26 protein-coding genes and 1 tRNA gene are annotated in these 26,656 nt (G+C 63.2%); 12 read left to right on the top strand and 15 right to left on the bottom strand.

Going from position 1 to position 26,656, the window contains the following annotated elements; genetic code table 11:
* The first annotated feature begins 118 nt into the window (after nucleotides 1-118).
* From dusB to purH, 3 genes are all read left to right on the top strand, one after another.
* Nucleotides 119-1,153 carry a tRNA dihydrouridine synthase DusB gene (dusB, locus tag FLM52_04070; protein NVN54971.1) on the top strand — a complete coding sequence of 345 codons (1,035 nt, stop codon included), beginning with the start codon at nucleotides 119-121 and terminating at the stop codon, nucleotides 1,151-1,153.
* Complete coding sequence (gene fis / locus FLM52_04065) at nucleotides 1,150-1,446, top strand: DNA-binding transcriptional regulator Fis (protein ID NVN54970.1); 297 nt, start codon at nucleotides 1,150-1,152, stop codon at nucleotides 1,444-1,446. The genes dusB and fis overlap by 4 nt, the downstream gene beginning before the upstream one ends.
* 62 nt (nucleotides 1,447-1,508) lie before the next feature.
* Nucleotides 1,509-3,086, top strand: a complete 1,578-nt coding sequence (gene purH, locus FLM52_04060) for a bifunctional phosphoribosylaminoimidazolecarboxamide formyltransferase/IMP cyclohydrolase (protein NVN54969.1) — start codon at nucleotides 1,509-1,511, stop codon at nucleotides 3,084-3,086.
* A 137-nt stretch (nucleotides 3,087-3,223) separates the two neighbouring features.
* On the opposite strand, the gene FLM52_04055 is transcribed toward purH, so the two are convergent.
* Entirely contained in the window at nucleotides 3,224-4,333 is a 1,110-nt protein-coding gene (locus tag FLM52_04055) for an amidohydrolase family protein (GenBank protein NVN54968.1), read from the bottom strand.
* A 62-nt stretch (nucleotides 4,334-4,395) separates the two neighbouring features.
* Complete coding sequence (locus FLM52_04050) at nucleotides 4,396-4,635, bottom strand: DUF2061 domain-containing protein (GenBank protein NVN54967.1); 240 nt, start codon at nucleotides 4,633-4,635, stop codon at nucleotides 4,396-4,398.
* Nucleotides 4,636-4,985: 350 nt separating this feature from the next.
* On the opposite strand from FLM52_04050, the gene glsB reads away from it, so the two are divergent.
* The gene (glsB, locus tag FLM52_04045) at nucleotides 4,986-5,927 is read left to right on the top strand and encodes a glutaminase B (protein ID NVN54966.1); all 942 of its coding nucleotides are present in this window, start codon (nucleotides 4,986-4,988) and stop codon (nucleotides 5,925-5,927) included.
* Between the two features lie 591 nt (nucleotides 5,928-6,518).
* Here the strand turns inward: glsB and FLM52_04040 are convergent.
* From FLM52_04040 to FLM52_04015, 6 genes are all read right to left on the bottom strand, one after another.
* Nucleotides 6,519-7,976, bottom strand: coding sequence for an NAD-dependent succinate-semialdehyde dehydrogenase (locus FLM52_04040; GenBank protein NVN54965.1), 1,458 nt, complete (start codon nucleotides 7,974-7,976; stop codon nucleotides 6,519-6,521).
* Between the two features lie 97 nt (nucleotides 7,977-8,073).
* A complete protein-coding gene (locus FLM52_04035) occupies nucleotides 8,074-8,409 on the bottom strand; it encodes a hypothetical protein (protein ID NVN54964.1) in 336 nt (111 codons plus the stop codon).
* Nucleotides 8,410-8,518: 109 nt separating this feature from the next.
* Nucleotides 8,519-8,923: a dihydroneopterin triphosphate 2'-epimerase gene (gene folX, locus FLM52_04030; protein ID NVN54963.1), complete on the bottom strand. Its 405-nt coding sequence runs from the start codon at nucleotides 8,921-8,923 to the stop codon at nucleotides 8,519-8,521.
* A gap of 85 nt (nucleotides 8,924-9,008) precedes the next feature.
* On the bottom strand, nucleotides 9,009-9,560 hold the full coding sequence (gene folE, locus FLM52_04025; protein ID NVN54962.1) for a GTP cyclohydrolase I FolE: 552 nt from the start codon (nucleotides 9,558-9,560) through the stop codon (nucleotides 9,009-9,011).
* Nucleotides 9,561-9,875: 315 nt separating this feature from the next.
* On the bottom strand, nucleotides 9,876-10,973 hold the full coding sequence (locus FLM52_04020; GenBank protein NVN54961.1) for a serine/threonine protein kinase: 1,098 nt from the start codon (nucleotides 10,971-10,973) through the stop codon (nucleotides 9,876-9,878).
* Between the two features lie 182 nt (nucleotides 10,974-11,155).
* The gene (locus tag FLM52_04015) at nucleotides 11,156-11,761 is read right to left on the bottom strand and encodes a ComF family protein (GenBank protein ID NVN54960.1); all 606 of its coding nucleotides are present in this window, start codon (nucleotides 11,759-11,761) and stop codon (nucleotides 11,156-11,158) included.
* A 426-nt stretch (nucleotides 11,762-12,187) separates the two neighbouring features.
* Between FLM52_04015 and bioB the strand changes: the two genes are divergently transcribed.
* The 6 genes from bioB (at nucleotide 12,188) to FLM52_03985 (ending at nucleotide 17,460) form a co-directional block, all read left to right on the top strand.
* Entirely contained in the window at nucleotides 12,188-13,366 is a 1,179-nt protein-coding gene (gene bioB, locus FLM52_04010) for a biotin synthase BioB (protein NVN54959.1), read from the top strand.
* Nucleotides 13,367-13,435: 69 nt separating this feature from the next.
* Nucleotides 13,436-14,734, top strand: a complete 1,299-nt coding sequence (locus tag FLM52_04005; protein NVN54958.1) for an 8-amino-7-oxononanoate synthase — start codon at nucleotides 13,436-13,438, stop codon at nucleotides 14,732-14,734.
* Nucleotides 14,731-15,561 (top strand): hypothetical protein, encoded by an 831-nt coding sequence (locus FLM52_04000; protein NVN54957.1) that lies wholly within the window; start codon nucleotides 14,731-14,733, stop codon nucleotides 15,559-15,561. Before FLM52_04005 ends, FLM52_04000 begins: the two co-directional genes overlap by 4 nt.
* 19 nt (nucleotides 15,562-15,580) lie before the next feature.
* Nucleotides 15,581-16,429 (top strand): methyltransferase domain-containing protein, encoded by an 849-nt coding sequence (locus FLM52_03995; GenBank protein NVN54956.1) that lies wholly within the window; start codon nucleotides 15,581-15,583, stop codon nucleotides 16,427-16,429.
* Between the two features lie 58 nt (nucleotides 16,430-16,487).
* A complete protein-coding gene (gene bioD, locus FLM52_03990) occupies nucleotides 16,488-17,276 on the top strand; it encodes a dethiobiotin synthase (protein ID NVN54955.1) in 789 nt (262 codons plus the stop codon).
* Between the two features lie 99 nt (nucleotides 17,277-17,375).
* A tRNA-Leu gene (locus tag FLM52_03985) sits at nucleotides 17,376-17,460 on the top strand.
* Between the two features lie 275 nt (nucleotides 17,461-17,735).
* Here FLM52_03985 and FLM52_03980 read toward each other — a convergent pair.
* Nucleotides 17,736-18,107 (bottom strand): hypothetical protein, encoded by a 372-nt coding sequence (locus FLM52_03980; protein NVN54954.1) that lies wholly within the window; start codon nucleotides 18,105-18,107, stop codon nucleotides 17,736-17,738.
* A 134-nt stretch (nucleotides 18,108-18,241) separates the two neighbouring features.
* Nucleotides 18,242-18,568: a YnfA family protein gene (locus FLM52_03975; GenBank protein ID NVN54953.1), complete on the bottom strand. Its 327-nt coding sequence runs from the start codon at nucleotides 18,566-18,568 to the stop codon at nucleotides 18,242-18,244.
* 231 nt (nucleotides 18,569-18,799) lie between these two features.
* On the opposite strand from FLM52_03975, the gene FLM52_03970 reads away from it, so the two are divergent.
* Together FLM52_03970 and FLM52_03965 are read left to right on the top strand one after the other, a co-directional pair.
* The gene (locus FLM52_03970; protein ID NVN54952.1) at nucleotides 18,800-19,252 is read left to right on the top strand and encodes a hypothetical protein; all 453 of its coding nucleotides are present in this window, start codon (nucleotides 18,800-18,802) and stop codon (nucleotides 19,250-19,252) included.
* 222 nt (nucleotides 19,253-19,474) lie between these two features.
* Nucleotides 19,475-20,020, top strand: coding sequence for a DUF962 domain-containing protein (locus tag FLM52_03965; GenBank protein NVN54951.1), 546 nt, complete (start codon nucleotides 19,475-19,477; stop codon nucleotides 20,018-20,020).
* 140 nt (nucleotides 20,021-20,160) lie between these two features.
* Here the strand turns inward: FLM52_03965 and FLM52_03960 are convergent, their stop codons facing one another.
* The 5 genes from FLM52_03960 to FLM52_03940 all read right to left on the bottom strand — a co-directional run bounded on the left by FLM52_03960 (nucleotide 20,161) and on the right by FLM52_03940 (nucleotide 26,617).
* Complete coding sequence (locus FLM52_03960) at nucleotides 20,161-21,990, bottom strand: acyl-CoA dehydrogenase (protein NVN54950.1); 1,830 nt, start codon at nucleotides 21,988-21,990, stop codon at nucleotides 20,161-20,163.
* A gap of 307 nt (nucleotides 21,991-22,297) precedes the next feature.
* Entirely contained in the window at nucleotides 22,298-23,557 is a 1,260-nt protein-coding gene (gene cobA / locus FLM52_03955; protein ID NVN54949.1) for a uroporphyrinogen-III C-methyltransferase, read from the bottom strand.
* A gap of 209 nt (nucleotides 23,558-23,766) precedes the next feature.
* Nucleotides 23,767-25,044, bottom strand: a complete 1,278-nt coding sequence (gene serS / locus FLM52_03950; GenBank protein ID NVN54948.1) for a serine--tRNA ligase — start codon at nucleotides 25,042-25,044, stop codon at nucleotides 23,767-23,769.
* Nucleotides 25,045-25,175: 131 nt separating this feature from the next.
* Nucleotides 25,176-25,553 carry a fluoride efflux transporter CrcB gene (gene crcB, locus FLM52_03945; protein NVN54947.1) on the bottom strand — a complete coding sequence of 126 codons (378 nt, stop codon included), beginning with the start codon at nucleotides 25,551-25,553 and terminating at the stop codon, nucleotides 25,176-25,178.
* A 206-nt stretch (nucleotides 25,554-25,759) separates the two neighbouring features.
* Nucleotides 25,760-26,617, bottom strand: a complete 858-nt coding sequence (locus FLM52_03940; GenBank protein NVN54946.1) for a hypothetical protein — start codon at nucleotides 26,615-26,617, stop codon at nucleotides 25,760-25,762.
* Nucleotides 26,618-26,656: the final 39 nt, after the last annotated feature.

Raw genomic sequence — 26,656 nt, 5'->3', positions numbered from 1 at the left:
ATTGTGGATGAAATAGCCCTTCAAACCCTGCGGCGCTCTAGGTATCATGACGCCCCCGCGAATCCGTTGGCACCACGGCGAATCGCTCGCCTGACACCACACGCATGACACGAGCCCCATGACCGATACCCCGCTTCCCGCCGACCTGCCCCGCATCGGCGTACACCAGCTTCCCAATCGCGTGATTCTGGCCCCGATGGCCGGTGTCACCGATCGCCCGTTTCGACAGCAATGTCGTGAGCTGGGCGCCGGGCTGGTGGTATCGGAGATGGTGACCAGTGACAAGCGGCTGTGGAATACCGTCAAGTCCCGCACGCGCATGAACCATGCCGGTGAACCCGGCCCGCGTGCCGTGCAGATCGCCGGCGGTGACGCCGCCATGCTGGCCGAGGCCGCGGCGCTCAACGCCGAGATGGGTGCCGAGATCATCGACATCAACATGGGCTGCCCAGCCAAGAAGGTCTGTAACAAGGCCGCCGGCTCTGCCCTGATGCGCGACGAGAAGCTCGTCGGCGAGATTCTCGATGCCGTGGTGCGCGCCGTGGACGTGCCAGTCACGCTCAAGATGCGCACCGGCTGGTGCGAAGAGACACGCAACGCCATCACTATCGCGCGCATGGCCGAAAACGCCGGCATCCAGGCGTTGTCCGTGCATGGTCGCACTCGCCAGCAGAAATATACCGGTGAAGCCGAATACGACACCATCGCCGCCGTGAAGGCCACAGTGTCGATTCCGGTCTTCGCCAATGGCGATATCGACAGCGGCGAGAAGGCGCGACATGTGCTTGACTATACGGGCGCCGACGCCGTGATGGTCGGCCGTGCGGCCCAGGGCAACCCCTGGATCTTCCGCGAGATCAATCACTATCTGGCCACCGGCCAGGTAGCCTGTGGCCCGAGCGATGCGGAACGCGCCCTAGTGATGCGCACCCACCTCGAGGCCCTGTACGAATTCTACGGTGACTACATGGGCGTGCGCATCGCGCGCAAGCATGTGGGCTGGTATCTAGCGACGCGCGAGGATGGCAGTGAGCTCAAGCGCCACTTCAATCCCCTCGAGGAGCCGGAAGAACAGCGCCAGTTCCTGACCCGCCTGTTCGGCGAGCCGGAAGGCATCGCCCGCACAGAGACGCAAGGAAGTCACGCAGCATGACCAGCAGGCACCCTCTTTCACCCGACGACGCAAGTCAGGCCACCCTGATGACGCCCGTGCGGCACCATCAGACCCTGCGCGAGGCGGTCGAGCACTCCATGGCGCGCTACTTCGCCCACCTGGATGGTGAGCAGGTCACCGACCTGCATGCCATGGTGATGGCCGAGGTCGAGGCGCCGCTGCTGGAGGCGGTGATGGCCCACGCACAGGGCAACCAGACCCGCGCCGCCGACATGCTGGGCCTCAACCGAGGCACGTTGCGCAAGAAGCTCAAGCAGTTTGATCTGATCTGACCCCGCCGGGGCACCTTTACAGGTGCCCCGGCGTCTTTTTGTTGATCCACGAGTGGAGCATCATGCAAGCCAAGCCCCAAGCCATCCGTCGCGCCCTCCTGAGTGTTTCCGACAAGACCGGAATCGTCGAATTCGCTCGTGCCCTGGACGCCCGCGGCGTCGCCCTGCTGTCCACTGGCGGTACCTTCCGCCTGCTCAAGGACAACGGCCTTGCCGTGACGGAAGTGTCCGAGCACACCGGTTTCCCGGAAATGATGGATGGCCGGGTCAAGACCCTGCACCCGAAGATCCACGGCGGCATCCTCGGTCGTCGCGGCCAGGATGATGCGGTGATGGCCGAGCACGGCATCGACCCCATCGACATGGTCATCGTCAATCTGTACCCGTTCGCCGCTACCGTGGCCAACCCGGATTGCTCGCTGGAAGATGCCATCGAGAACATCGATATCGGCGGCCCGACCATGGTGCGCTCCTGCGCCAAGAACCACGCCCACACCACCATTGTCGTCAACGCCTCGGATTATGACCGCGTGATCGCCGAGATGGATGCCAATGACAACGCCGTCAGCGATGGCGCGCGCTTCGACCTCGCCGTGGCCGCCTTCGAGCACACCGCGGCCTACGATGGCGCCATCGCCAACTGGCTGGGCCAGCGCGTCGAAGGCGGCAGCGAAGGCCTGCCGCGTCAGTACAACGTCAGTCTGAGCAAGAAGCAGGACATGCGTTACGGCGAGAACCCGCACCAGAATGCGGCCTTCTACGTCGAGGACGGTGCCACCGAGGCCAGCGTCGCCACGGCCGTGCAGGTGCAGGGCAAGGCGTTGTCCTACAACAACGTCGCCGACACCGATGCCGCCTTCGAGTGCGTCAAGGCCTTCGACGAGACCGCCTGTGTCATCGTCAAGCACGCCAACCCGTGTGGCGTCGCCATCGGCGAGTCTGCCCTGGCCGCCTACGAGCGTGCCTATCAAACCGACCCGACCAGCGCCTTCGGTGGCATCATCGCCTTCAACGTGCCGCTGGATGCCGAGACCGCACAGGCGATCGTCTCGCGTCAGTTCGTCGAGGTGATCATCGCCCCGGGCATCAGTGAAGAGGCGGCGGCCATCGTCGCTACCAAGGCCAATGTGCGCCTGCTCGACGTCGCGGATGCCTGGGCGGCCGAGCGTACCGGCGGTCATGACTTCAAGCGTGTCACCGGCGGCCTGCTGGTCCAGGACCGCGACCAGGGCATGGTCGGCCGTGATGAGCTAAAGGTCGTCACCGAGCGTGCGCCGAGCGAGCAGGAACTCAACGACCTGACCTTCGCCTGGAAAGTCGCCAAGTTCGTCAAGTCCAACGCCATCGTCTACATCAAGGATGGCCAGACCATCGGTGTGGGCGCCGGCCAGATGAGCCGTGTGTACTCCGCCAGGATCGCCGGCATCAAGGCCGCCGATGAAGGTCTGGAAGTGCCGGGCTCCGTGATGGCCTCCGATGCCTTCTTCCCGTTCCGCGACGGTATCGACGCCGCCGCGGCAGCCGGCATCACTGCCGTCATCCAGCCGGGTGGCTCCATGCGCGATCAGGAAGTCATCGATGCGGCCAACGAAGCCGGCATCGCCATGGTATTCACCGGCATGCGTCACTTCCGTCACTGATCAGATGTCAGTACTTCAGTGGCATGCACGAGCACGGTGACTTGCACGAGCGTATAGACTAGCGCTCACGCAAAAGCCCCCGTCAGCGAATAATCGCTGGCGGGGGCTTTTTCATGCGCAGACGGCAAGGAACGAGGTCATTCGACCGGCAGATTGACCCAGCGCAGGAAGTTGTCGCGCGCAACATTGCGCGCCGCCTGTGGCGACAGCGCATCGAGGAAGGGCGTATAGCTGGCGAGGATATCGCCCACCGAGCCGAAGCGCCCGACCACGTCACTGCCGAGCACGAAGCGCTGTGGGAAGCGCTCGACCAGCTTGACCCAGCGCGCGCGCGGCTGCCCTTCATCGTCCAGCAGATAGGGTTCCAGCACTGACCAGGACAGGTCGATATTCAGGTTGGGATAGGTTTCCAGCATGCGCTCAATCTCGCCGTGTAGCCAGGTCATGCGCCCCAGACGGCGATTGAGCTCGGCACTGGTCCCGGCGTGCGCCCAGATGAAGGTCGTGTTCGGATTGTCGCGCACCGCACTCTCGAATTCCTCGAGGTACAGGCCCTCATGCCCTTCCCGTTTGCTGGTGATATTGGAATGGATCATCACCGGCAGGCCTTTCTCTGCCGCCAGCGCATAGACCTTCATCAAGGCAGGATGATTGGCGCGCGGCGTCTCGCCTTCGGTCAGACGCGTCAGATCATCATGGCGCGTGAAGACCTCCCCGATGCCCCTCCAGAAGCCGGGATAGATCGCCATCAACTGGCGGATCTCGTCGGCGGCGTTCAAATCGGTGGGGTTGAAGCCGGTGATGAATGGCGAGAAACGCGCCTGTACCGACTCGGGCGCGCGAGTCAGCGCCTCGGCCAGGATGTAATCGGTACCGGAATACCAGTAGACCGGCGCATCATCGCCCATGTAGTAACGTGGTTTCTTGGGTGCGTCCTGCTGCCATTTCTTGGCAACGCCAATGCCCGTGACCAGGGCGTGATCGACCTGCGCCTCGTCCATGGCATCCAGCAAGGCCCCCAGCCCCTCACCCTGCTGGAAGAAGTCCACGAAGTGCAGATGGGCGTCACTGTAGTGATAATCGCGCGTCTCGTCGGCTGACACGGATTCGAGAGCAGTCAGGCTGCCGGCAAGCCCCAGCAGCAACGCCAAAGCCCCTTGGACGAGAGGACGCTGGCGGGCGCGGGCAGGACAAGAGGCCCTGGCAGGAAGAGAGGAACGGGCGGTGCGAGGGGCAAGCTTCAGCATGGGGAGCTCCGGGAAAAAGGTCGCTCGATTCTGCGGCGCATCCTCGCTACGCGCAAGCGGCTTCAGCCCGCTAGCGCCGCCCCGCTCATGGGATTTCGCGAGTCTGCCTCGCGCTCAGCTGCCTGCTGGCGGCGCGCGGTGACGCGATTCCAGACCTTCTCGTGGAAGAAGAAGGCGACGGTGTTGACCGCCGGCTCGACGATGGCGACCAGGCCGCCGACCACGATATCGCCGGTCAGCAGGTAGGTGACACCGAAGGCGATGGAGAAGTGCATGCTGGCAAAGGTCAATGTCTTGATCATGTTGGCTGCCCTCCGGGCGGTCTACTCAGCGAGACGCTGAGCCTCAGCGCGTCGCATGTCATGGGGTCAGGCAGCTGCGTGCTGCTTTGATGTACCAACAATAACGATTCTCAACTGCATGTAGAAATCACATTGCACTACCTGGCTGATAAGCGTCAACTATCACGCGATTGAGCCGGCCTGAGGGCAGGGACTGCCAGCGGCATCGAGCGCGCCAGCTGCGGTCATATCCGCTAGAATGCTCTGCCGGTTTCTGGCGCCATTATCGGCCTGTCACCCGATGGCGCCGTTGTCACGATGGCCGGGCCAGCTTCACGCCCTTTTCCCTCTACCGCTGCTTCAAGGTTGCCATGACGCCGCCACTCGACCCCGATGCTCTCCAGACACTGCTCGAACGCCTGTCCGATGATGCCAGCCGCTGCTTCAACGAGGGCAAGGTCGCGGACTATATCCCGGCACTGGCGCAGGTTGACCCTGACCAGTTCGGCATCGCCGTCTGCCATGTCGATGGCCGTGTCCAGTACGCCGGCAGCGCGCATACTCGCTTCTCGATCCAGTCGATCTCCAAGGTACATGCGCTGGTACTGGCGATGCAGCGCCTGGAGAGCGACGAGATCTGGTCGCGCGTCGGCCGTGAACCCTCCGGCCAGGCGTTCAATTCGATCATGCAGCTGGAGGTCGAGAACGGCATTCCGCGCAATCCCTTCATCAATGCCGGTGCCTTGCTGATCACCGACCTGCTGGTGTCACGCATCGTCTCGATCCAGAACACCCTGCGTGAGCAGCTCAGGCGTCTGTCCGGCAGCGACGATATCGGCTTCGATGAAAAGGTCGCGCGCTCGGAAATGGACCACAAGGCACGCAATGCCTCGCTCGCCTACCTGATGCAGGCCTACGGCAATGTGCATTCCGACGTGGATGACCTGCTGGATACCTACTTCCACAGCTGCTCGGTGTCGATGAACTGCGTGGAACTGGCGCGCAGCTTCGCCTTCCTGGCCAATCGTGGCGTCAATCCGCTGGATGGCAAGGAAGTGGTCTCGCCGCTGGAGACACGCCAGCTCAATGCGTTGTTGCTGACCTGCGGGCTTTACGATGCGGCAGGCGACTTCGCCTGGCGAGTGGGGCTGCCGGGCAAGAGTGGTGTCGGCGGTGGCATCATCGCCATCCTGCCGGGACAGATGAGCATCTGCGTCTGGTCACCACGCCTGGACGGCTATGGCAACTCGATTGCCGGGCGGCATGCATTGGAAGGGCTGGTGGCGGGAATGGGGCTTTCGCCATTGGGGTGAGACGTGAGGGTTGAGGTACGATAGCCGAGATCCGGCCATAAAAAAGGGCGAGTCGCGTCCGCCACGCCACTCGCCCTGTCTTCAATCCTTGAAGACTATCACCACAGGTCCCGCTCTTTGACTGTAGCGTAAATAAGCATATCCACAAGTAAGAGAATGCCGACAAAGCACATCTGTCTTTGGCCCTGATCTGCGCTAAAAGACCGCGACATGCCACTTTGGTCTGACATTTATAGTGCCATCGACCCTCGAGACACTCCCTCTCTACGACCAATGACTTGTGCGCCTCTTGACGCGAGATTGCCCTCCTCTCGTCCATGCCGCTCTCTCATCAGCAACGAAAGGTCGCTCTCATCAGCAGAGCAGGTTCCATGGGCGAGTTGCAGGCATACTCGGCGCAGACAGGTGGGAGATATGCACGGTATGAAAAAGCCCGCCCGGATTCCCGAGCGGGCTTTTTGCCAGTTGATGGCGTGTCCGATCATTGCCTTGAGCACTGGCCATCAAACGGCGATGCAAGGTTCCAGGAGGCAAAACTCAAGGTTGCAAGGCTCACGCAAGGATCATCCGCGCAAACCCGTTGACGATGAATCAGCCAAGCGAAAGACACAGATACTTGGTTTCCATGTACTCCTCGAGGCCATACTTGGAGCCTTCACGGCCCAGCCCCGATGCCTTGGTGCCACCGAAGGGCGCCGCGGCGTTGGAGATCAGCCCGGTATTGATGCCGACCATGCCGTAGTCCAGCCCCTCGGAGACGCGCCAGACACGCTTGAGATCCGTGCTGTAGAAATAGCTGGCCAGACCGAACTCGGTGTCGTTGGCCATCTCGATGGCCTCTTCCTCGCTCTCGAAGGGGAAGATCGCTGCCAGCGGGCCGAAGGTTTCCTCACGGGCGACCTTCATCTCCGGCGTCACCTGCGAGATCAGGGTCGGCGTGAAGAAGCTGCCCCCCAGCGGATGCGGATGGCCGCCCAGCAGCAATTCGGCACCCTTGTCGAGGGCATCCTGCACGTGCTCAGTGACCTTCTCGACGGCGTCGCCATCGATCAACGGGCCGACCTTGACGCCCTCTTCCAAGCCATTGCCCACGGTCAGCTCGGCGTTCATGGCGGCAGCCAGCTTCTCGCTGAAGGCATTGACCACGCTGGACTGCACCAAAAAGCGATTGGTGCAGACGCAGGTCTGACCCGCATTGCGGAACTTGGCTGCCATCGCGCCTTCCACCGCCGCATCGAGATCGGCGTCTTCGAACACCAGGAAGGGCGCATTGCCGCCAAGCTCCAGCGAAATCTTCTGGATATGCTGAGCGGCATTTGCCATCAGGCCACGCCCGACTTCCGTGGAGCCGGTAAAGGTCACCTTGCGCACGATGCTGGAATCGGTCATCGCCTTGGCGATGTCCTTGGCCGAGCCCGGCACGACGTTGAAAACGCCGCGCGGCACGCCAGCGCGTTCCGCCAGCACCGCCAGCGCCAGTGCCGAGAACGGCGTCTGGCTGGCCGGCTTGACCACGATCGGGCAGCCTGCGGCCAGCGCGGCACCCGCCTTGCGGGTAATCATCGAGGCCGGGAAGTTCCATGGCGTGATCGCCCCCACCACTCCGACCGGCTGCTTGAGCACGAGGATGCGTTGATCACGCTTGGCGGCGGGAATGGTGTCACCGTAGACCCGCTGCCCCTCCTCGGCGAACCAGCGCAGGAAGCTGGCCGCGTACTGGATTTCACCGGCGGCTTCGGCGAGGGGCTTGCCCTGCTCCAGCGTCATGATCTGCGCCAGATCATCCTTGTGCTCCAGCATCAAGGCATACCACTTCATCAGGATGTCGGCGCGCTCAAGCGCAGGTGTTTCCTTCCAGTCGGTGAAGGCATTCTGGGCGGCCTCGATGGCACGCTGGGTCTCGGTGTACCCCAGTCGAGGCACGCGGCCGATGATCTCACCGGTGGCAGGATTGTCGACCTCGATCTGCTCGCCGGAATCCGCGGCTACCCAGCCACCGTCGATATAGGCAAATGGACGAAACAGACTGGTATCGTTGAGATGTTCCATGAAGACTCCAGAAGCATGCGTGGGGGTCGAGGCAGCCGCTGTCACTTGACCGGACTACTCAAGACTAACCTGATATAGCTTAGATGCGGGCATGGTGCTAGATCCACAACCCTGCCAGTACGCTTACCACGATGGCCAGCCCGACGAGCCACCAGCGCTTGCGCAGCGCCGACCTGGCAGCGTTGGATGTGGCCCCGGGGGACTCGCTCTCGGGCTGCATCGAGACGACTCGACGCGCCTTCTGCTGCTTGATACGCGCATTGAAGACCTGCACTGCACGCCCGTCGCACACCTCGAAATCGACGGCCACTCCCGCTCCCGGCAGACCTCGCCCGCGCCAGCCGACCAGATCGAAGGCGTGCTCACCGCCCTTCTCGTCCCGAATGGTGCCTTGTTGTTCTGCATCATCGAAATGGATGATTTCCCCGATCACGTCATGTCTCCCGACTCTCCTGGCTTACGCGCATGACTTTCTCGATATGTGAGCTTCTCGATACCAGACTTTCTCGACGCCTGAGCTTCTCAACGCCTGCCCCGACTGACTAATCATGCGCTTCGCGACTGTCCGACAGGGTGACGGACACCGAGTCCGAGAAGCGCAAGGCATGCGGCTTATCGATCTCGACCTGCGCCGTCAGCACCTGTTCGTGCGCCATCACGATATCCAGCACCTCACGGGTCATGCGCTCGAGCAGCGCGAAGCGCCCTTCCTCGACATGACGGATCAACTGCTTGGTGATGGTGCGGTAATTGAGCGCTTCACTGATGTGATTGAACTGCACGGCGCGTGCCGCGCGATAGCGGATCACCACGTTGATCACGACATCCTGGCGGTTCTGGATCTCGTCTTCATTGATCCCGATATAGGTTCTCAGGCGCAGATTCTTGATGCGAATGGTGGCGAGGTCGTGATCGAGATGTTCATCGTGCAAGGCATGCATCGGCATCGGCAGGAACTCCTGAACAGGGAAACGCGCGAGATGACTCCAATACAACAACGCCGCCTCGAAAGGCGGCGTCATCACTCTGCTGTCAGCTGACCAGCGTCAGGAATTCCTGGCGAGTCGGCTGATTGTCGCGGAAGGCGCCCAGCATCACGGACGTCTTCATGCTGGAATTCTGCTTTTCCACCCCACGCATCATCATGCACATGTGACGCGCTTCGACCACGACGGCCACACCACGTGCACCAGTGACCTGCTGAACGGCCTCGGCGATCTGTTTGGTGAGGTTTTCCTGAATCTGCATGCGACGCGAATACATGTCGACGATACGCGCGAACTTGGACAGACCAAGCACCTTGCCAGACGGCAGATAGGCGATGTGGCACTTGCCGATGAACGGCAGCAGGTGATGCTCGCACATCGAGTAAAGCTCGATGTCCTTGACCAGCACCATCTCGTCCGTCTCGGAGGTGAAGACAGCGCCGTTGACGATCTCCTCCAACGACTGTTGATAGCCATGAGTCAGGTACTGCATGGCCTTGGCCGCGCGCTTGGGCGTATCCAGCAGGCCCTCACGCTCTGGATCCTCACCCAACGAGGTGATGATCTGGCGGTAGTGGTTGGCAATCTCTTCGGTCATCCGTCTGCCTATGGTATCGGTCAGGGGCGCGTACGAGCGCACGCACAGCAGGGGTAAAGCACAAAAGTCATACAAAAGCGATCAGATGGCAAGAAATCGTATAACTTCGTGTTCAATGTCAGGGCCAGATTCTACCTCAGGCGTGCCGTCAACGCAGGTCTGTTCACACGATTGTCGTATCCGTGCAACACATGCGCCCCCATCGGTAACCGATGGGGGCGCATGAAGGAACGGTGTCACTCACTTCGCCAACGGGGCTCAAGCCTCGCGACGACCTTCAGGTCATGTCACGACTACCAGGCCATGTCGCGATTGCTAGGCCAGCCAACGCGGCGCAGACAGCGCGACGCGCTGCTGTTCCAGGCTGCGAATGTGGTCGTCCCAGTAGCCCAGGCTCGCCACGTGGGAGAAGGCCTGCGGGAAGGCGGGGTCCGACCAGCGCCGCACCACCCAGGCGCTGTGACGCACCATGCGCAGTGTGCGCAGGGTCTCGACCCACTTGAGCTCGCTGCGATTGAACTCACAATGCTGCTCGTAGCCCTCCAGCACCTCGGACAGCTGCATATGCAGCTCCGGGTCGCTCTGACCGGTCAACAGCATCCACAGGTCCTGCACCGCCGGGGCGCTCAAGCAGTCATCGAAGTCGACCAGCGCGAAGCTGTCATCGCGCCCCAGCATGTTGCCGATGTGGCAGTCGCCGTGGGTACGGATCAGGGCGCTTTCCGGCCAGCTCTGCTCCGCGACCAATGGGCACAATGCCTCGATGACGCGCTGGTAGCTGTCGCGCTGGCGCTCACTCAGCCAGTCGGAGGCCAGCACGCTGGCGCAGCTCTCTTCCAGAATCCGCAGCGGCGAGAGCGTCTCCCGCTCGCGAAACGCGCTCTTGCGCCCCACTGCGTGCACGCGGCCGATCAGCTCACCCAACTGATAGAGGTGTTCGGCAGATTCGAGCTCCGGCGCGCGCCCCACTACATGCGGGAAGAGAGCGAAGTCGAAGCCTTCGAATCGATGCAGCGTCTCGCCGGCTTCGTTGGCCCACGCGGGGGCGCCCGGCACACCGGCCTCATCCAGCTCGGCCAGGAAGGCGTGCTCCTCGAGAATCTGAGCACGGCTCCAGCGCTCGGGGCGATAGAACTTGGCCACCCAGCGGCGTCGATCATCATCGGCGAGATGGTAGACACGATTCTCGTAACTGTTCAGCGCGAACGGCTCGCCGGGCAACCAGAAGCCCAGCGATTCGACAGCGGCCACGACACGGTCCGGCGCGAGAGCATCGAAGGGATGAAAACGCGTGTCTCCATGGCCCTCTGGCGCGGATGTCGTCGACCAGGTGTTGCCATTGGAGCGCGCATCCAACTCGCGCGAGGTGCCAAAAGATTGCGTGTCATCGGGGGAAACAGGATCAATAGGCATGGCAATTCCTCGGGCATGGACCAGCAAACGGCTGCCGGACCTTGCATGCTATGAGATTAGCCCCTCTGCACGCCAGTCTTCTGCCTGATTGACCCCGCCTGCCCGCTGAGTTCAACGCCCGCTTGGAGGTTGAGCCCTGGCGGCACATGTCGTGCGGATCACCTTCATGTCGCGTTTGCAGGTCACAGCACCCCGCGCGTGGACAGCGGAGTCCGCGCCAGCACGCAGGCATCGACCTCACGCGCACCGGCTCGCAGGCAGGCCTGAGCGAGACTGTCGAGCGTCGCACCACTGGTCATGACGTCATCGATCAGCAGCACGTGCTCGGGCAATAGGCCGTCAATGTCATAACGCCCACGCTGCGCTTTCAGACGCCCGCGCCTATCCCGCAGGCGCTGATCCGGCGCTGCCCTGGCCACCGCGACAGACGCCTCGTGCGGCATGCGTCTGTCGCGCACCCGCGCCATATCGCGCTGATGGCCGGCGATGACCGGTGTCAGCCCGCGACACAGCTCCGCCAGCGCATCATGCCCGCGCTGGCGACGACGATAGGCGTCAGCCGGCACCAGCAGCACTGCCCCGCAGGGGTGCGCCTGAAGCCAGTCGCGGCAGAAGTGCGTAAACTCCCGCTGCATGAGTTGGCGAAGCAGTCGCCCGGCGCGGCGCTGATGCTGGTCCTTGTAGCGCTGGAACAGCCCCGCCAGCAACCCTTCATAACGCAGCGGCGCAAAGCAGCGTGCAAAGGCAGGCGGTGACGACAGGCACCGCGCACAGGGCTGCTGACTCAAGGCCAGTGAGGCCACAGGCTCAGCACAGCGCGGACAGGCATGCTGATTGCGCGCGATGCTCGCCTCGCAGGCGTCGCACCACTCGCGGCGCGATGACAGCTCTCGCTCATCAGGCGAACCACTCTTTAGAGAGAAAAATGACTGGGGAGGTGAAACTGAAGCGCTCTGCCGTTCGGTCACGCCGGGCATGGCCGTCGTCAGCTGACGTTGACAGAAGGCACAGGGTCGCGACAGTTGCCAGTGGTCAACCAGCAAAGTTCTCATCGTTGACAGCGCCTGCGGAAACTCTATCATCTCAGTTAACCTGACTTTACTCGATGCGTTGACTGGCCACTTGCCAGCTCGGCTGCCGACTCCCGGACTCACCCACGGATGAACGGCCCAGCGCGCTCTCGCTCTGCCCGCCTGATGAAGGACCTCAAGCTCATGACCGTAGAAGCCTCCCGCGTGACCACACAAGCCACGAATATCCCTGCGCCTGGCGATGACAGCGTGGTACGCCATGACTGGAGCGTCGCGGAAATCGAGGCGCTGTTCGCCCTGCCCTTCAATGACCTGCTGTTCCGTGCCCAGCAGGTGCACCGCCAGCACTTCGATCCGAATGCGGTACAGGTCTCCACCCTGCTGTCCATCAAGACCGGCGCCTGCCCGGAAGACTGCAAGTACTGCCCGCAGTCCGGCCACTACAACACTGGCCTTGGCAAGGAAAAGCTGATGGAGATCCAGAAGGTGGTCGAGCAGGCGCGTGCCGCCAAGGACGCCGGCGCCAGCCGCTTCTGCATGGGCGCGGCCTGGAAGAGCCCACGTGAGCGCGACCTCGAAGTGGTCACCGAGATGGTGCGTCAGGTGAAGTCACTGGGACTCGAGACCTGCATGACGCTGGGGATGGTCGATACCGATCAGGCCAGGAAGCTCGCGGATGCCGGCCTCGACTACTACAACCATAATCTGGACACCTCACCGGAATACTACGGCGAGATCATCACCACGCGCAGCTACAGCGAGCGCCTGGATACCCTGGCCAGCGTGCGCGAAGCCGGCATGAAGGTGTGCTCCGGCGGCATCCTCGGCATGGGCGAGACCACCACCGACCGTGCCGGCCTGTTGCGTCAGCTGGCCAATCTGGAGCCGCAGCCGGAATCGGTGCCGATCAACATGCTGGTCAAGGTGGCGGGCACGCCGCTGGAGAATGTCGATGACCTCGATCCCATCGAGTTCATCCGCGCCATCGCCGTGGCACGCATCATGATGCCGAAGAGTCACGTGCGCCTGTCCGCCGGCCGCGAGCAGATGGACGATTCCACCCAAGCACTGGCCTTCCTCGCCGGCGCCAACTCCATCTTCTATGGCGAGCGCCTGCTGACCACCGGCAACCCGCAGACCAACCGTGACCGCGAGCTGTTCGAGCGCCTCGGCCTGCACCCGGAGACCCGCCAGGAAGTCGCCAGTGACGAAGTGCGCGAGGCCGCCCTGAAGGCCGCCATGGAAGAAAAGGCACGCGCCAATGTCGAGGGCAGCCTGTTCTATGACGCCACGCGCGAGGCGACGCCCGCCAGCAGTGAAGGCCTGGTGCGCGAACGCAAGCCCTGCGGCCTGGTGGTCTGATCGCTCGTGGCCACCGAAACGCCCATCAGCGCGCGCTCCAACTCCCGATCCAGCGCAAGCTTCACGCATCTGGAGGACCTGCTCACTCAGCGTGAGCGGGTCGGCCGCTATCGCCGGCGCCTGACGCTGGATTCGCCACAGGGGCCCCACGTCAGCCTCGCCGGGCAGGTAGCCGATGCAGAGCCGCGCCCGCTGCTCAACTTCACCGCCAACGACTATCTGGGGCTGGCCAACCACCCGGAGCTGGTCGAAGCCGGCTGTCGCGCGGCGCGTGACTTCGGTGTCGGCAGCGGCAGCGCTCACCTGGTCAATGGCCACCAGCGCGCTCACCACCAGCTGGAGGCTCGCCTGGCCGAGCTGACCGGGCGACCACGCGCGCTGCTGTTCTCCACCGGCTTCATGGCCAATCTGGGCGTGATCGATGCGCTGGCGAGTGCCTCGCGCGAGGCCGGTCGCAGCCTCGAGATCTTCCATGATCGCCTCAATCACGCCAGCCTCCTCGACGGCGCACGCCTGGCGTCCTCCGGCACCACTGCCGTACGCTCGCGTCGCTTCCACCATCGCGATCTTGAAGACCTCGAGCGCCAGCTGGCGCGCTCCCGGGCCGATGACAGGCTGGTGATCAGCGATGGCGTGTTCAGCATGGATGGCGACTGCGCCGATATCGCGGGCCTGAGCCAGGCCTGCGCCCGGCACGGCGCCTGGCTGATGATCGACGATGCCCACGGACTGGGCGTGCTGGGCGAGCATGGCGAAGGACTGGTCGGGCGCGCTACCCCGCTGGCTGACGTGCCGGTATTGGTCGGCACCCTGGGCAAGGCGCTCGGCAGCAGCGGCGCCTTCGTCGCCGGCAGCGATGCGCTGATCGAGAGCCTGATCCAGCTGGCACGCCCCTACATCTACACCACCGCGCAACCGCCGCATGTCGCCGCCGCTAGCCTGGCGGCGCTGGAAATCGTCGCGCGCGAGCCGCAGCGCCGTGAGCGATTGCAGGCGTGTGTGCAGCAGTTCCGTGAGGGTTGCACGCATCTGCTGGCGGGCAGTGGTCTCGCGCTCGGGCTGTCGCCAGCCGACATCAATGATTCACCCTCCATTCCGCTGACCCCGATTCAGCCGCTGATTCTGGGCAGCGAAGCGCGGGCCTTGGCCTGGAGCGCGGCACTGCGCGAACGCGGCGTACTGGTCTCGGCCATCCGTCCACCCACGGTGCCCGCCGGCAGCTCGCGCCTGCGCTTCACCTTCTCCGCCGAGCACACGGCCGAAGATATCGCGGCACTGCTTGAGGCTCTCGAAGCGGTACTGACAGCGGAAAAGGCCCAGCCCCGCTCCGTCTCCCCAACCATCAGCTCAGAAGGAGTCACGCCATGACGCTGACTCGTCTGGTGCTGTTCAGCGGCTGGGGCATCGATGCGCGCATCTGGCAGCCCTTGATCACCTGCCTGCACGCACGCCTCGCTCACGTCACTGAAACGGATGATGAGGCAAATGACGGGGCAGATGATCAGACAGAGAGTCGCCCGCTGGAGGTCATCACGCCGGACTGGCCAGAAGAAGGCCCGCAGGCCGAGTCACGGGCAGGCTCAGAACCGCCTGCCTCGCAAGCCTCACTGGGCGGCGCCGATACCCTGTGGCTGGGCTGGTCGCTGGGCGCCCTGCGGGCCGAGGCGCTGGCGAGAGAGCAAGCGCCGGCCGCCCTTGTCTCGCTGGCGATGGGGCCAAGCTTCATCGATCAGGCCGCAGCGGAGCAGACGCTCCCCGCCCTGGCACCTGAGGTGCTGGAGGACTTCCGCGCAGCCTTCGCGCGCAACCCTGCCGCCAGCTGGCAACACTTTCTGCGCTGGCAGGCCAGTGGTGAGGCCTCTGCACGTGACTGCCTCAGACACTTGCGCGAACTGATCGGTCGTCACCCCGTCAGTCGCGAAGCGGTGCTCGCGGCAGGACTGTCGGAACTGGCTAGCCGTCAGATGTCGCTGGCGCCTCAATCAGAGCTACCGCTCGAGTTCTGGCTCGGCAAGCAGGACCCGCTACTGGCACCGGGCCTGAGTGCGGCGCTGCGCGCGCAGGGTCAGAGGGTTGAGGAATTCGAGGGCGGCCACTGCCTGCCATTGAGTGCGACCGAGGCGCTTGCCGATGCCCTGCTCACACGCATGGGCCTCGCCACCCACCACGCCACGCGCATCAGCGAGGAGGCCTGAGATGTCGATTGCCGTCAGCATGCCGCCTGCAAAGCCTGCAACGCCACCGCTCACGCCAACATTTACGCCTACCACGAGCCGTCAGCAGGTTGCCCGCGCCTTTGATCGCGGCGCTGCCGACTACCTCACACTGGCGCAGGCGCAGCACGCCATGGCGGCCACCCTGTTCGCCTCGCTCCCTGAGCGGCTGCCGGCCGCCGCGCGTGTGCTCGATCTCGGTTGTGGGCCCGGACATTGGACCCTCGAACTGGCGCAGCGCTACTCCGGGGCTTGCTGCATGGGGCTGGATCTCTCGCTTGAGATGCTGCGTGAAGCCGCACGCCAGACAAGCGAGCTTGCGATTGGCAGCCCAGAACGTCTGCACTGGCTACGCGCCGATGCCGAGCGCCTGCCACTGGCCGATGCGAGTCTGGACCTGGTGTTCTCGAGCCTCGCCGTGCAATGGTGCGACAGCCCTCGGCAATGGCTCGCGGAACTGTCACGCACCTTGAAACCCGGCGCTCGAGCGCACATCAACACCTTGGGGCCCGGCACCCTCAAGGAAGTACGCCACGCCTGGCAGCGCGCAGATGATTCCGTGCGTCACTTCCCCAGCGCCGCCCACCTTGCACGCCATGCCCAAGCCGCCGGGTTGCGCTGCCACTGGCAGTTACGCCCGCGGGTATTTCACTATCCCGATGTCGCTGCGGTCATGGCCTCGATCAAGGGCATCGGGGCACAGACCGCCACTGGCCGGCGCCTGACACGTGCCGAGGTACAGCAGGCCAAGGCGCGGCATGAAACCTTGCGTACCGCGAAGGGATTGCCTGTAAGCTATCAAGTCATTGAACTTGAGCTCGAAAAACCGATCAGAATTGCGTACGGATAACACTGACACTTTGCTTGAAGGCAATTACCTGCCTCGCTCGGATACAATGAAAACTGATATGAAAACCGCGGACAGCTCGTCAGGGGACACTGCTCCGCCTGCGCGAGCCGAACATGGCATCGCCGCCTTCGTGACCGGCACCGATACCGAAATCGGCAAGACCTTCATCGCCAGCGCCCTGCTGGCACGCGCTCGCCTGCGCGGCCTGACCACGCTGGGCCTCAAGCCCGTGGCCTCTGACTGCTTCGAGAATCACGATGGTCTGGTCAACGCCGACGCCCTGTCATTGCAGGCGCAGTGCGAACCAGAAGCGGATTATGAAAGCATCAACCCCTGGCGCTTTGCGCCGGCCATCGCGCCGCACATTGCCGCACGTCAGGTAGGAGTCAGTCTCGAGGTGGCGAAAATCGCCGCGCATGTGCGGGACCAGCGAACAAGCGCACCGCGCGACCTGCTACTGGTGGAAGGCGCTGGCGGCTGGCGGGTACCGCTGAATGACGATGAGGATTTCTCGGACCTGGCCATCGAGCTGGGCTTGCCGGTGATTCTGGTCGTCGGGCTGCGCCTGGGCTGCATCAACCATGCGCGCCTGACGCTTGAGGCCATCGAGCGCGATGGGTTGGAGATCGCCGGCTACGTCATCAACCATCTGGAAGCGGATATCGAGGTCAGCGAAGACAACATGGCAACCTTGTCACGCACGCTGCGAGCCCCCTGCCTGGGCGTCGTGCCATGGATGTGCGATGAAGATCTCTCCAATACACGCCACGCCGCCGAGCGCGCCGCCAGCTATCTGCAACTGCCCTGCGGACTGGAATCACGCAGCGTGCATGTCGTACAGGAGTGAGGCGCTGAAGGCGCAGCGCAAGGCGGGAAAATTCAGGGGATAATCGACACAAGCGATTGACTTGAAAGGCATCACAGGTAAAATGCAGCCCTACTTCTCGCGGAAGTGGTGGAATTGGTAGACACGCCAGATTTAGGTTCTGGTGCCGCAAGGTGTGGGGGTTCGAGTCCCCCCTTCCGCACCATCAGCAAGCCTTTGCTGATGCTCCCCAGCTGCCTCGCGCAGTCAGCAAGTCCTACCGCTTTTGTCTGTCGTGCATGCGTCGTGTCATCTGATGCCTTCTGCACCCATCATCATCGTCAGTGCCTTCCCGTTGGTTGCTGGACCCGTTTTACGCCCGCTCTCTGCGTCGTTACTCTGCTTTGCAAACAACCTGCTCGACGCTCTCCTGCTCTGCGTTCCTCTGCTTTGCGACCCTCGGTCGATCTGCGGTGCGGCATTCGCGCGTCTGGACGAACCTCAGCGTCGTCTTAGGCTGTCCTGCAGATTGGCCAGGCTGACACGCGCCTGATCCAGCAACAGCTGGCGCTCTTCACGGTCATGATGCGCGGCATGCGCCGCGGCGAGTTGCAGGTTCACGTATTCGATCCCGCTGGCGAAGCGATAGAACTCGCGACGCGAGGCCACCTGGCGAAAGGCGTCGAGCAGCGAGGGATCAAGCGCCAGCAGCTCACCACGCGCAACGCCTGGCTCCGCCTCCACCAATGCCGATCGCAGTGGTTGCACGGCCTGATTCCATTCCTCTCTGCGCGGCCGCCAGCGACCGAGCCAGAAGCCGATGAAACCGCCGATGCCAAGGCCGCCCAGCCCCCATAACCATTCCCACTGCATGCTGGTGCCTCATTGCGTCAGATCGAATCCCGAGGGTCATTGCCTCATCCTGGCGCAGTATACCCAACAATGAGCGCTCTCATGCTCAACGCCCGACATATTTAATAAAATACTAATAAACAAGACATTTGCGCTCATTGCGCACGGGCGCCCAGCACGATGATGGCGCTGCCCGCCAGGCAGACCAGTGTCCCCAGCAGGTCCCAGCGACTGGGCAACTGCTGCTCGACCAGCCACAGCCAGGCCACTGACGCGGCAATATAGACACCGCCATAAATGGCAAAGGCGCGCCCGGCGTGACTGACGTCGACCAGTGAAAGCAGCCAGGCGAACAGCGCCAGGCTGAGCATGCCGGGAATCAGCCAACCGGGGCTGCGCTCCAGTTTCCACCAGGCCCAGAAACTGAAGCAGCCAGCGATCTCGGCGAGCGCCGCCAGCGGATATATCCAGAGAATCGACATCGATGAGTCTCGTGTGAGATTGGCAGCCTTGGGTAACAGCGCCATGAAAGCTGTCGGTATCAGACGACTCCCGCACCCCGTCAAAAGCCGCTAGGATGAATTAGCGGACAATCCATGGACAATCACGGCCGATGGATTCCCTGTCCGTCTCTCCGCATTGACCAAGCCAGGATTGGCGCCGTCTTGCTGCGCATGATATCGCGCAGTGACTCGATAACAAGGAACCCCACGATGACTCGGCAACGACTGATCATCAACCGCCTGGATGCTGACCGCCTCCAGCGCCTGATCGACGCTCAGCAACATGATGATGAGCTGTCCCTTCGCCTCGAAAGCCGCCTGACCCAGGCAGAGATCGTGCCCCCCGATGACTTCCCCGAAGACCGCGTCAGCATGCGTAGCCGCCTGCGCCTCAAGGGGTCTCGCTCCGGCGATAGCGAGCTGACACTGCACTATCCGACCCCGGAGGATGGTGAGTGCATGCCCCTGTGCAGCCACCTGCCACAACCTGAAGAGCAAGAGACCTCACTGGCACTGTGCATCATGTCGCCGCTGGGCATCGCGCTGCTGGGAATGGCGGTTGGCGAGCAGATCACGCTGCCCCGGGAAGATGGCCAGAGCGACATCATCCGCCTGGAAGCCATCCTGCATCAGCCGGAAGCCTGCGGTCATTTCCACCTCTGAAGGGCCAATGCCGCTTGATTCACACCAGAAAAAAGCGCCAGGTTCGACAGTCTGCCTGCGCTGACACAGGCTGGCAGCGTGGTAATACGCTACGCTGACAGGAGTCAGCAGGGTTGCCGGACCCTGCTGACTCACGCCATTGCTCCTTGACATAACACGCCATCGATCCCGCTGCGCACCTGCGCACGCGGGCATTTTCAATGTCTGTCTGGAGAATGCCTCATGGGTATATTATCGCACCCTCATGTCAAGGCAGGCGCTCACCAGCGTCTGCATGAAGCACTCGAGCACTACGCGGCCAGTCATCAGCATCGTGAAAACATCCGCATGCATCTGGTCTGCGTGCCTGTCATCTTCACTGCCAGCTTGATCCTGCTGTGGAGACTGCTCGGGGGGCAGGGGCTATCGAGCGAACCGGGGCTGGGTCTGTGGATACTGCCCGGTGGCGTGATCACCCTCGCGGTCCTGGCCGTCTATGCGCGCTTCTCTCTCAAGGTGCTTGGCGTGATGGTCGCCTGGACTCTGGCAAGCCTGGCGCTGATGTTCGTGATGCTCGGGCTCAACTGGCCGGTGACACCCATGATGCTGGCAGCCTTCGTGGTCGCCTGGATCGGTCAGGTCGTCGGCCATCGTATCGAGGGCCGCAAACCGGCCTTCCTCGATGACCTGCGTCAGCTGCTGATCGGCCCGCTGTTCGTGCTGGTCGAGCTGTTCCCCGACATGCGTGACTGGCTGCTGAAGCAGGATGAGCCCACCAAGCGGTCATGAGCGGGCCTGTAAGCATGCAAGCTTGCCGACACGGTCCGATGGACAGGGATTCCGACAACACAAAAAAGCCCAGCGACCTGACACGGTCGCTGGGCTTTTCATATGACGCTACTGACAGTCACGGTGGCTTGTGACTTACGTCATTGCTCCGGCGCGAAATCCTCGAGGCTGAAGACCATCAATGGCGCTGCGCCAGCACTGACCTGGGTTTCCAGGGCGACGGCACGCGGGAGCACGCGGGCCACGAAGTACTCCCCGAGCGCCAGCTTGCGGCGATAGAAGCCCTCACCACTGGCCCCCGCTTGCGCCAGTCCACGCGCCGCAGCACGCGCCATGCGCAACCACAGATAGCTATAGACACACAGCCCCGCCAGATCGAGGAAGTCACAGGCCGCCGCGCCCAGCTCTTCCGGGTTGTCATCGGCGCGGGCCAGCAACTGCTCGGATACTCGCTCTAGACGCGCAAGCTCCGTCTTGCAGGCCTCGGCGAACGGGCGGGTCCGGGCGTCGTCGGCCTCACGCTCAAGCTCGGCTCGCACCAGGGCGGCAAAGCTCGCCACATGGGCGCCACGATTGCGGTAGAGCTTGCGCCCGACCAGATCCATCGCCTGAATGCCGTTGGTGCCTTCGTAGATCATCGCGATGCGTGCATCGCGCACGTACTGCTCGGCGCCCCACTCCACGCAGTAGCCATTGCCACCATAGAGCTGCTGCGCCATGACGGTGGCATCGAAGCCACGGTCGGTCAGCAGCGCCTTGGCGATCGGCGTCATGAATTGCACCAGCGCATCCGAGTCGGCCTTCACCGCGTCATCGGCGTGATATTTGACGCGGTCCAGCTGCTGACCCACGAAGACGGCAAAGGCGCGCCCGGTCTCGTTCCAGACGCGCACCTCGAGAGCCATGCGGCGCACGTCAGGATGCACCAGAATCGGGTCGGCCGGCTTGTCGGGCGCCTTGGCGCCTGTCGGTGCCCGGCTCTGCAGGCGCTCGGCGGCGAAGTCCATCGCGCTCTGATAGGCCACCTCGCCCAGCCCCAGCCCCTGCAGACCGATGGAAAGACGCTCGTAGTTCATCATGGTGAACATCGCCGCCAGCCCCTGATGCGGCTCGCCGATCAGTACGCCTTCGGCGCCGTCGAAGTTCATCACGCATGTCGCGCTGCCCTTGATGCCCATCTTGTGCTCGATGGAGCCACAGCTGACTGCATTCGGTGTCGTCGGCTGGCCGTCGGCATCAAGCAGGTGCTTGGAGACCAGAAACAACGAGATGCCACGCGTGCCCGGCGGCGCATCCGGCAACTTGGCCAGCACCAGATGCACGATGTTGTCGACCATGTCGTGCTCGCCGCCGGTGATCCAGATCTTGGTGCCGGTGAGGCGATAGCGCGGCAGCCCCAGCAGCGGGTCATCGTCCTCGAGGGGTTCGGCACGGGTACGAATCAGGCCGAGATCCGTGCCGCAATGCGGCTCGGTCAGACACATGGTGCCCAGCCAGTCGCCGGCATACATGCGCGGCAGAAACACCTGCTTGACGGACTCCGGCGCGTGACTGTCCACCGCCAGACAGGCACCGGCATTGAGCGCCGGATAAAGCGCGAAGCTGGTATTGGTGGCGTAGAGCATCTCTTCAAAGGCCACGGTGAGCATCTTGGGCATGCCCTGACCACCGTATTCAGGATTGCCGCCCAGCCCCATCCAGCCGCCTTCGGCAAGCACCCGATAGGCCTCCTTGAAGCCCTTGGGTGTCGTGACGTGGCCATTCTCGAAACGCGCGCCCTCGGCATCACCGCTCAGGTTGAGCGGCAGCAGCTCGGCCTGGGTCACGCGCGCACCTTCCTCGAGAATCGCCTCGGCCAGCTCGACATTCACCTCTTCGGTGGCTGCCATGCCCGCCCATTCCTGCTCGGCGGCGAACACCTCATCGAGAATGAAGCGTGCATCCTTGAGTGGCGCCTGATACTTGGCCATATCACTGTCCTCACTGACTCATGTGCTTAGGGCTTTCGCGAAAGATTTGCCTCTCACCCCATGATGAACGACAGGCTTCGCTCAGCAGAATTCAAACGATTGCTTGAAACAATAGGCGCAATCAGATTCCACGTCATCTCGACCTTGGCCCAAGAGCCGCCCAGCCATGCGCCAGCACGATGATCAGGCCCGCGATAACCAGTCCAACAACGCAAGATGCCGCCCCGGGTTTACCGAGGCGGCATCTTGTCACTGCGCATGTCGCTGCTTTTAGCGCTTCTACGCCTTCTTTTCCACGACGGTCACTCTATACCGATACCACATTGGCCAGCGGCGTCGGGTGCTTGCCATCTTCCCATCCCAGGCTGCTGTTGGCATTCGGTGAGAACCATTTGAGCGAATCGTGCAGCTTGACCACATCCCCGACGATGATCAGCGTCGGCGGCTTGAGGCCCTGACCGGCGATCTGCGCCGGCATGTCCGCCAGCGTTGCCACATGCACACGCTGACGCGCGGTAGTGCCCTGCTCGACCAGCGCGATCGGCGTGGACGCCGCCAGACCATTGGCGATCAACTGCTCGCAGATCAGGCCCAGGCTGCCGAGCCCCATGTAGAAGACCAGCGTCTGGGCCGGACGCGCCAGCGCCTCCCAATCCAGGTCACAGCTGCCATCCTTCAAGTGGCCGGTGACGAAGCGCACCGACTGGGCGTGGTCGCGATGGGTCAGCGGAATACCCGCGTAAGCCGCGCAACCGGAAGCCGCCGTGATACCCGGTACCACCTCGAAGCTGATGCCGGCGCCGGCCAGGGTCTCGAGCTCTTCCCCGCCGCGCCCGAAGATGAAGGCGTCACCGCCCTTCAAGCGCACCACGCGATGCCCGGCGCGGGCGTAATCCACCAGTGCCTGATTGATGCCTTCCTGGGGCACGCTGTGATCGCTGCGCGCCTTGCCGACGTACAGGCGACGCGCCTTTGGCTTGGCCAGCGCCAGAATCTCGTGACTGACCAGGCGATCATGAATGATGACATCGGCCTGCTGCAGATGGCGCAGTGCCTTGAGCGTCAGCAGCTCCGGATCACCCGGCCCCGCGCTGACCAACGCCACCTGGCCATGCGTGCCCGTGAAGCGGTCCTCCCCCTTCACGGGCAATACCGCCTCGCCGGCCACCAGACGCGGCGGCAGGCGCACGCTGGAGTCCCGGGGGTGGCTCGGCGCGAACACCATCACGTGCTGCTCGCGCGCATGACGCAGGATGCCGCGATCACGTCCTTCGCTGCCGGTGGCGACCAGCCATAGCTGGCCGGGGGCCGGCACGGGCAACAGGGTATCGGCAACCTCCCAACCTTCACGACCACACAGGGTCTCCAGCATCGGCATGCGGGCATCGCCGTAGACACACAGGTCTGCACCGAGGCCGGCGAAACGCTCGGCCAGCGCGACAGCCTCCTGACCGCCACCGATCAGGCACAACTGGAGTCGTGAGGGGTCACAGGAGAGATTGAGAAATTCCATGGGGCACATCCACAAACGCGGCGAGGCTGGGGAGCAGCCTTCGATGGGTCGCATTTTAGAGCATAAGAACCACTCTCTAAAATAACCAATAAGAATAACAACCCTGATGCTACGTTGTAGTCACGCAGAGGAAATACCGAGTGAGGGAATCACGAGTGGTGCGATCGGGCAAGGCCTCTGTCTGCGCGATAAACGAAGGCCCCCGCTTCCCATGGGAAAGCAGGGGCCTTGTCGCGAGAATCCACTAAGGCGATTCACGCATCTCAGACATTGATGGTTTCCACTCCACCCATGTAGCCACGCAGCGCCTGCGGCACGCTGATGGAGCCATCGGCGTTCTGATGGTTCTCCAGCACGGCGACCAGGCAACGGCCCACGGCCAGACCGGACCCATTCAGGGTATGCACGAGCTGCGGCTTCTTCTGACCTTCGACACGCACACGCGCCTGCATGCGGCGCGCCTGGAAGTCACGGCAGTTGGAGATGGAGGAGATCTCGCGGTAGGTCGCCTGGCTCGGCAGCCAGACTTCCAGGTCGTAGGTCTTGGCGGCGGCAAAGCCCATGTCGCCGGTGCACAGGGTCACGGCACGGTACGGCAGTTCCAGCGCCTGCAGGATGGCTTCGGCGTGGCCGCGCATCTCTTCGAGGGCTTCGTCGCTCTTCTCCGCCGCGACCACCTGCACCATCTCGACCTTGTCGAACTGGTGCTGGCGAATCATGCCGCGAGTATCCCGGCCATAGGCACCGGCTTCACTGCGGAAGCACGGGGTATGGGCGGTGAACTTGAGCGGCAGACTGCCGGCGTCGATGATCTCGTCACGCACCATGTTGGTCAGCGGCACTTCGGCGGTCGGGATCAGGAAGAAATCACGATCGTCGTTGAGCTTGAACAGGTCTTCCTCGAACTTGGGCAGCTGGCTGGTGCCCATCAGGGAATCGCGGTTGACGATATACGGCACGTAATATTCTTCGTAGCCATGCTCCAGCGTCTGCTTGTCGAGCATGAACTGCACCAGCGCACGGTGCAGGCGCGCGATGGAGCCATGCATCACGGCGAAGCGTGAACCGGTGATCTTGACCGCCAGCTCGAAGTCCAGCTGGCCCTTGAGCTCACCGAGGTCGACGTGATCACGCACGTCGAAATCGAATTCACGCGGCGTGCCCCAGCGGTGCAGCTCGACGTTGTCGCTTTCATCAGCGCCTTCCGGCACTTCGGCGTCCGGCAGGTTCGGCAGGCTGGCCGCCATGGCGTCGGCCTTGGCCTGCAGCTCATTGAGCTCGGACTTGGCGGCGTCGAGACGCTCGCCCAGATCACTGACCTCTGCCAGCAGCGGCGCGATGTCCTCGCCGCGTGCCTTGGCATTGCCGATGGACTTGGAGCGGGTGTTGCGCTCGTTCTGCAGGGATTCCGTCTCGACCTGCAGGTCACGGCGGCGCGCTTCCAGCGCGGCAAAGGCTTCGGTATCCAGCTGATAGCCACGACGTGCGAGGCGCTCGGCAGTCGCTTCAAGATCAGCGCGCAGAAGTTTCGGGTCCAGCATGTGGGAAGGCTCTCTCGTCGGATCACTCAGGCCGCATCGCGGCGCGGAAAGGTCATGCGCCCTAGTCTACCTCAGCCATGCCCTGCTTCGCAGCCGCCCAGGCGACAGGAGGGCGCGCCCGGGCGCGAGAATCACAGCAGAACGCGTGCGATCTTCATGCCCAGCGCGACCATGCCCAGACACGCCACCACACTGACGGCGACATAGACCAGCCCCGCCAGCATGCGTCCGCTCATCATCAGATTGAGCGCCTCGAGGGCAAAGGTGGAGAAGGTGGTGAAGGCGCCGGTGAAGCCCGCCACCATGATCGCCTGCCAGACGGGGGCCAGCTTGAGCTCCTGGGTCACCCAGATGAACAGGAACCCCATCAGGCAGCTGCCGATCAGATTGACGCCCAATGTTCCCCACGGGAAACCACGCCCGGCGGCGCCGACGATCCAGCCACTGACAAGATATCGTCCCAGCGCCCCGATGGCGCCGCCCGCTGCTACTGCCAACCAGGTTCCCATGTTTCGCATCTGCCTCATGTCATGAGCCGCCAACAGCTCATCTAGCTGTCCGTATAAAAGATCATGCCTCAGGCACACCGCCATATCCGAGGCATGTCATGAACTGCCAGTGTAAGAAAATCACGGCATGCGGGGAACTCGGGACATGGGAAAGGCGAGTTCAACAAAACATGACTCGCCGCCCGAGATGATCGACAGCGCTGGAATCAGTTCAATTCGCTTCTCAGCCCCTCCAGCACCTGCTGCCATTGACGATGAGCACCTTCCTTGCCCCCTAGCTGCTCAAGTCCTCGTGCCGTCCAGGTGCCAGGTGTGCCGATGCGCGAGGCAAGCTCACCCGGCGGGGTATCGGGGTGGGCTTCCATCAGCGCAAGGGCATCACGCATCTGGGTCATCAACAACTGGCGGGCCTGAGGCCCGGTGATGCCCGGGACAGTCTGGAACCAGTCGAGCAACGCCTGCTGCTGCGCCATCTGCCAGGCATTCACGCAGACCGCCAGCATGCTGGCCTCGAAGGCCGCTTCATCATCGAAGGCGATGATCTGCCGGACCGCCGGCCCGAGCAGGTCGCGCGTCAGCGGGTCTTCCGGATAGAGCGTGAGGGCGCTCTGCCCCTCACAGACTGCCAGCCCCGTCATCACCCGCACCACTCGCGCCGGCGCGAACCAGCGCTGCAGCTGCTGCAGTGGCACACCGGCTGCCAGCACCATCAGGTGATGATCCTTGCTCAGTGCGTGGCTTTCACGCAGCTCACTTGCCAGCGCCTCGAGCTGCTGCGGCCGCACCCCGACCAGCAGGCACAGGCTCGATTCACACACCGCGACGTTGCTTACGTGGCGGATGGCACCGAAACGCCAGCCCAGACGGTGACTGCGCACGTCGTTGCGCGGCGAGAGGTGAAATTCCAGATCATGCCGGTAGCGGCCTTCGCGCTGACAACCGCGCGCCAACGCGACCAGCAATGACTCCGCCAACTCCCCCACCCCCAGCACTCCCAATCGCGTGGGCGGCTGGCGAGACTCGCGATGACAGGTGGAGGTCGAGGAATAGGTGGACGATGCCATGAGTTAACTCCTGATGACTCAGCGGAAGAGGGAAGACAG

Source organism: bacterium Scap17 (genome assembly GCA_013376735.1).
Lineage (GTDB): Bacteria > Pseudomonadota > Gammaproteobacteria > Pseudomonadales > Halomonadaceae > Cobetia.
This window is presented reverse-complemented; position numbering and strand designations above follow the sequence as displayed.

Bases quoted from the DNA above. Each gene is read 5' to 3' on its own strand.
- dusB (NVN54971.1), top strand. From the start codon at position 119: ATGACCGATACCCCGCTTCCCGCCGACCTGCCCCGCATCGGCGTACAC.
- fis (NVN54970.1), top strand. From the start codon at position 1,150: ATGACCAGCAGGCACCCTCTTTCACCCGACGACGCAAGTCAGGCCACC.
- purH (NVN54969.1), top strand. From the start codon at position 1,509: ATGCAAGCCAAGCCCCAAGCCATCCGTCGCGCCCTCCTGAGTGTTTCC.
- FLM52_04055 (NVN54968.1), bottom strand. From the start codon at position 4,333: ATGCTGAAGCTTGCCCCTCGCACCGCCCGTTCCTCTCTTCCTGCCAGG.
- FLM52_04050 (NVN54967.1), bottom strand. From the start codon at position 4,635: ATGATCAAGACATTGACCTTTGCCAGCATGCACTTCTCCATCGCCTTC.
- glsB (NVN54966.1), top strand. From the start codon at position 4,986: ATGACGCCGCCACTCGACCCCGATGCTCTCCAGACACTGCTCGAACGC.
- FLM52_04040 (NVN54965.1), bottom strand. From the start codon at position 7,976: ATGGAACATCTCAACGATACCAGTCTGTTTCGTCCATTTGCCTATATC.
- folX (NVN54963.1), bottom strand. From the start codon at position 8,923: ATGCCGATGCATGCCTTGCACGATGAACATCTCGATCACGACCTCGCC.
- folE (NVN54962.1), bottom strand. From the start codon at position 9,560: ATGACCGAAGAGATTGCCAACCACTACCGCCAGATCATCACCTCGTTG.
- FLM52_04020 (NVN54961.1), bottom strand. From the start codon at position 10,973: ATGCCTATTGATCCTGTTTCCCCCGATGACACGCAATCTTTTGGCACC.
- bioB (NVN54959.1), top strand. From the start codon at position 12,188: ATGACCGTAGAAGCCTCCCGCGTGACCACACAAGCCACGAATATCCCT.
- FLM52_04000 (NVN54957.1), top strand. From the start codon at position 14,731: ATGACGCTGACTCGTCTGGTGCTGTTCAGCGGCTGGGGCATCGATGCG.
- FLM52_03995 (NVN54956.1), top strand. From the start codon at position 15,581: ATGCCGCCTGCAAAGCCTGCAACGCCACCGCTCACGCCAACATTTACG.
- bioD (NVN54955.1), top strand. From the start codon at position 16,488: ATGAAAACCGCGGACAGCTCGTCAGGGGACACTGCTCCGCCTGCGCGA.
- FLM52_03980 (NVN54954.1), bottom strand. From the start codon at position 18,107: ATGCAGTGGGAATGGTTATGGGGGCTGGGCGGCCTTGGCATCGGCGGT.
- FLM52_03975 (NVN54953.1), bottom strand. From the start codon at position 18,568: ATGTCGATTCTCTGGATATATCCGCTGGCGGCGCTCGCCGAGATCGCT.
- FLM52_03970 (NVN54952.1), top strand. From the start codon at position 18,800: ATGACTCGGCAACGACTGATCATCAACCGCCTGGATGCTGACCGCCTC.
- FLM52_03965 (NVN54951.1), top strand. From the start codon at position 19,475: ATGGGTATATTATCGCACCCTCATGTCAAGGCAGGCGCTCACCAGCGT.
- FLM52_03960 (NVN54950.1), bottom strand. From the start codon at position 21,990: ATGGCCAAGTATCAGGCGCCACTCAAGGATGCACGCTTCATTCTCGAT.
- cobA (NVN54949.1), bottom strand. From the start codon at position 23,557: ATGCGACCCATCGAAGGCTGCTCCCCAGCCTCGCCGCGTTTGTGGATG.
- serS (NVN54948.1), bottom strand. From the start codon at position 25,044: ATGCTGGACCCGAAACTTCTGCGCGCTGATCTTGAAGCGACTGCCGAG.
- crcB (NVN54947.1), bottom strand. From the start codon at position 25,553: ATGGGAACCTGGTTGGCAGTAGCAGCGGGCGGCGCCATCGGGGCGCTG.
- FLM52_03940 (NVN54946.1), bottom strand. From the start codon at position 26,617: ATGGCATCGTCCACCTATTCCTCGACCTCCACCTGTCATCGCGAGTCT.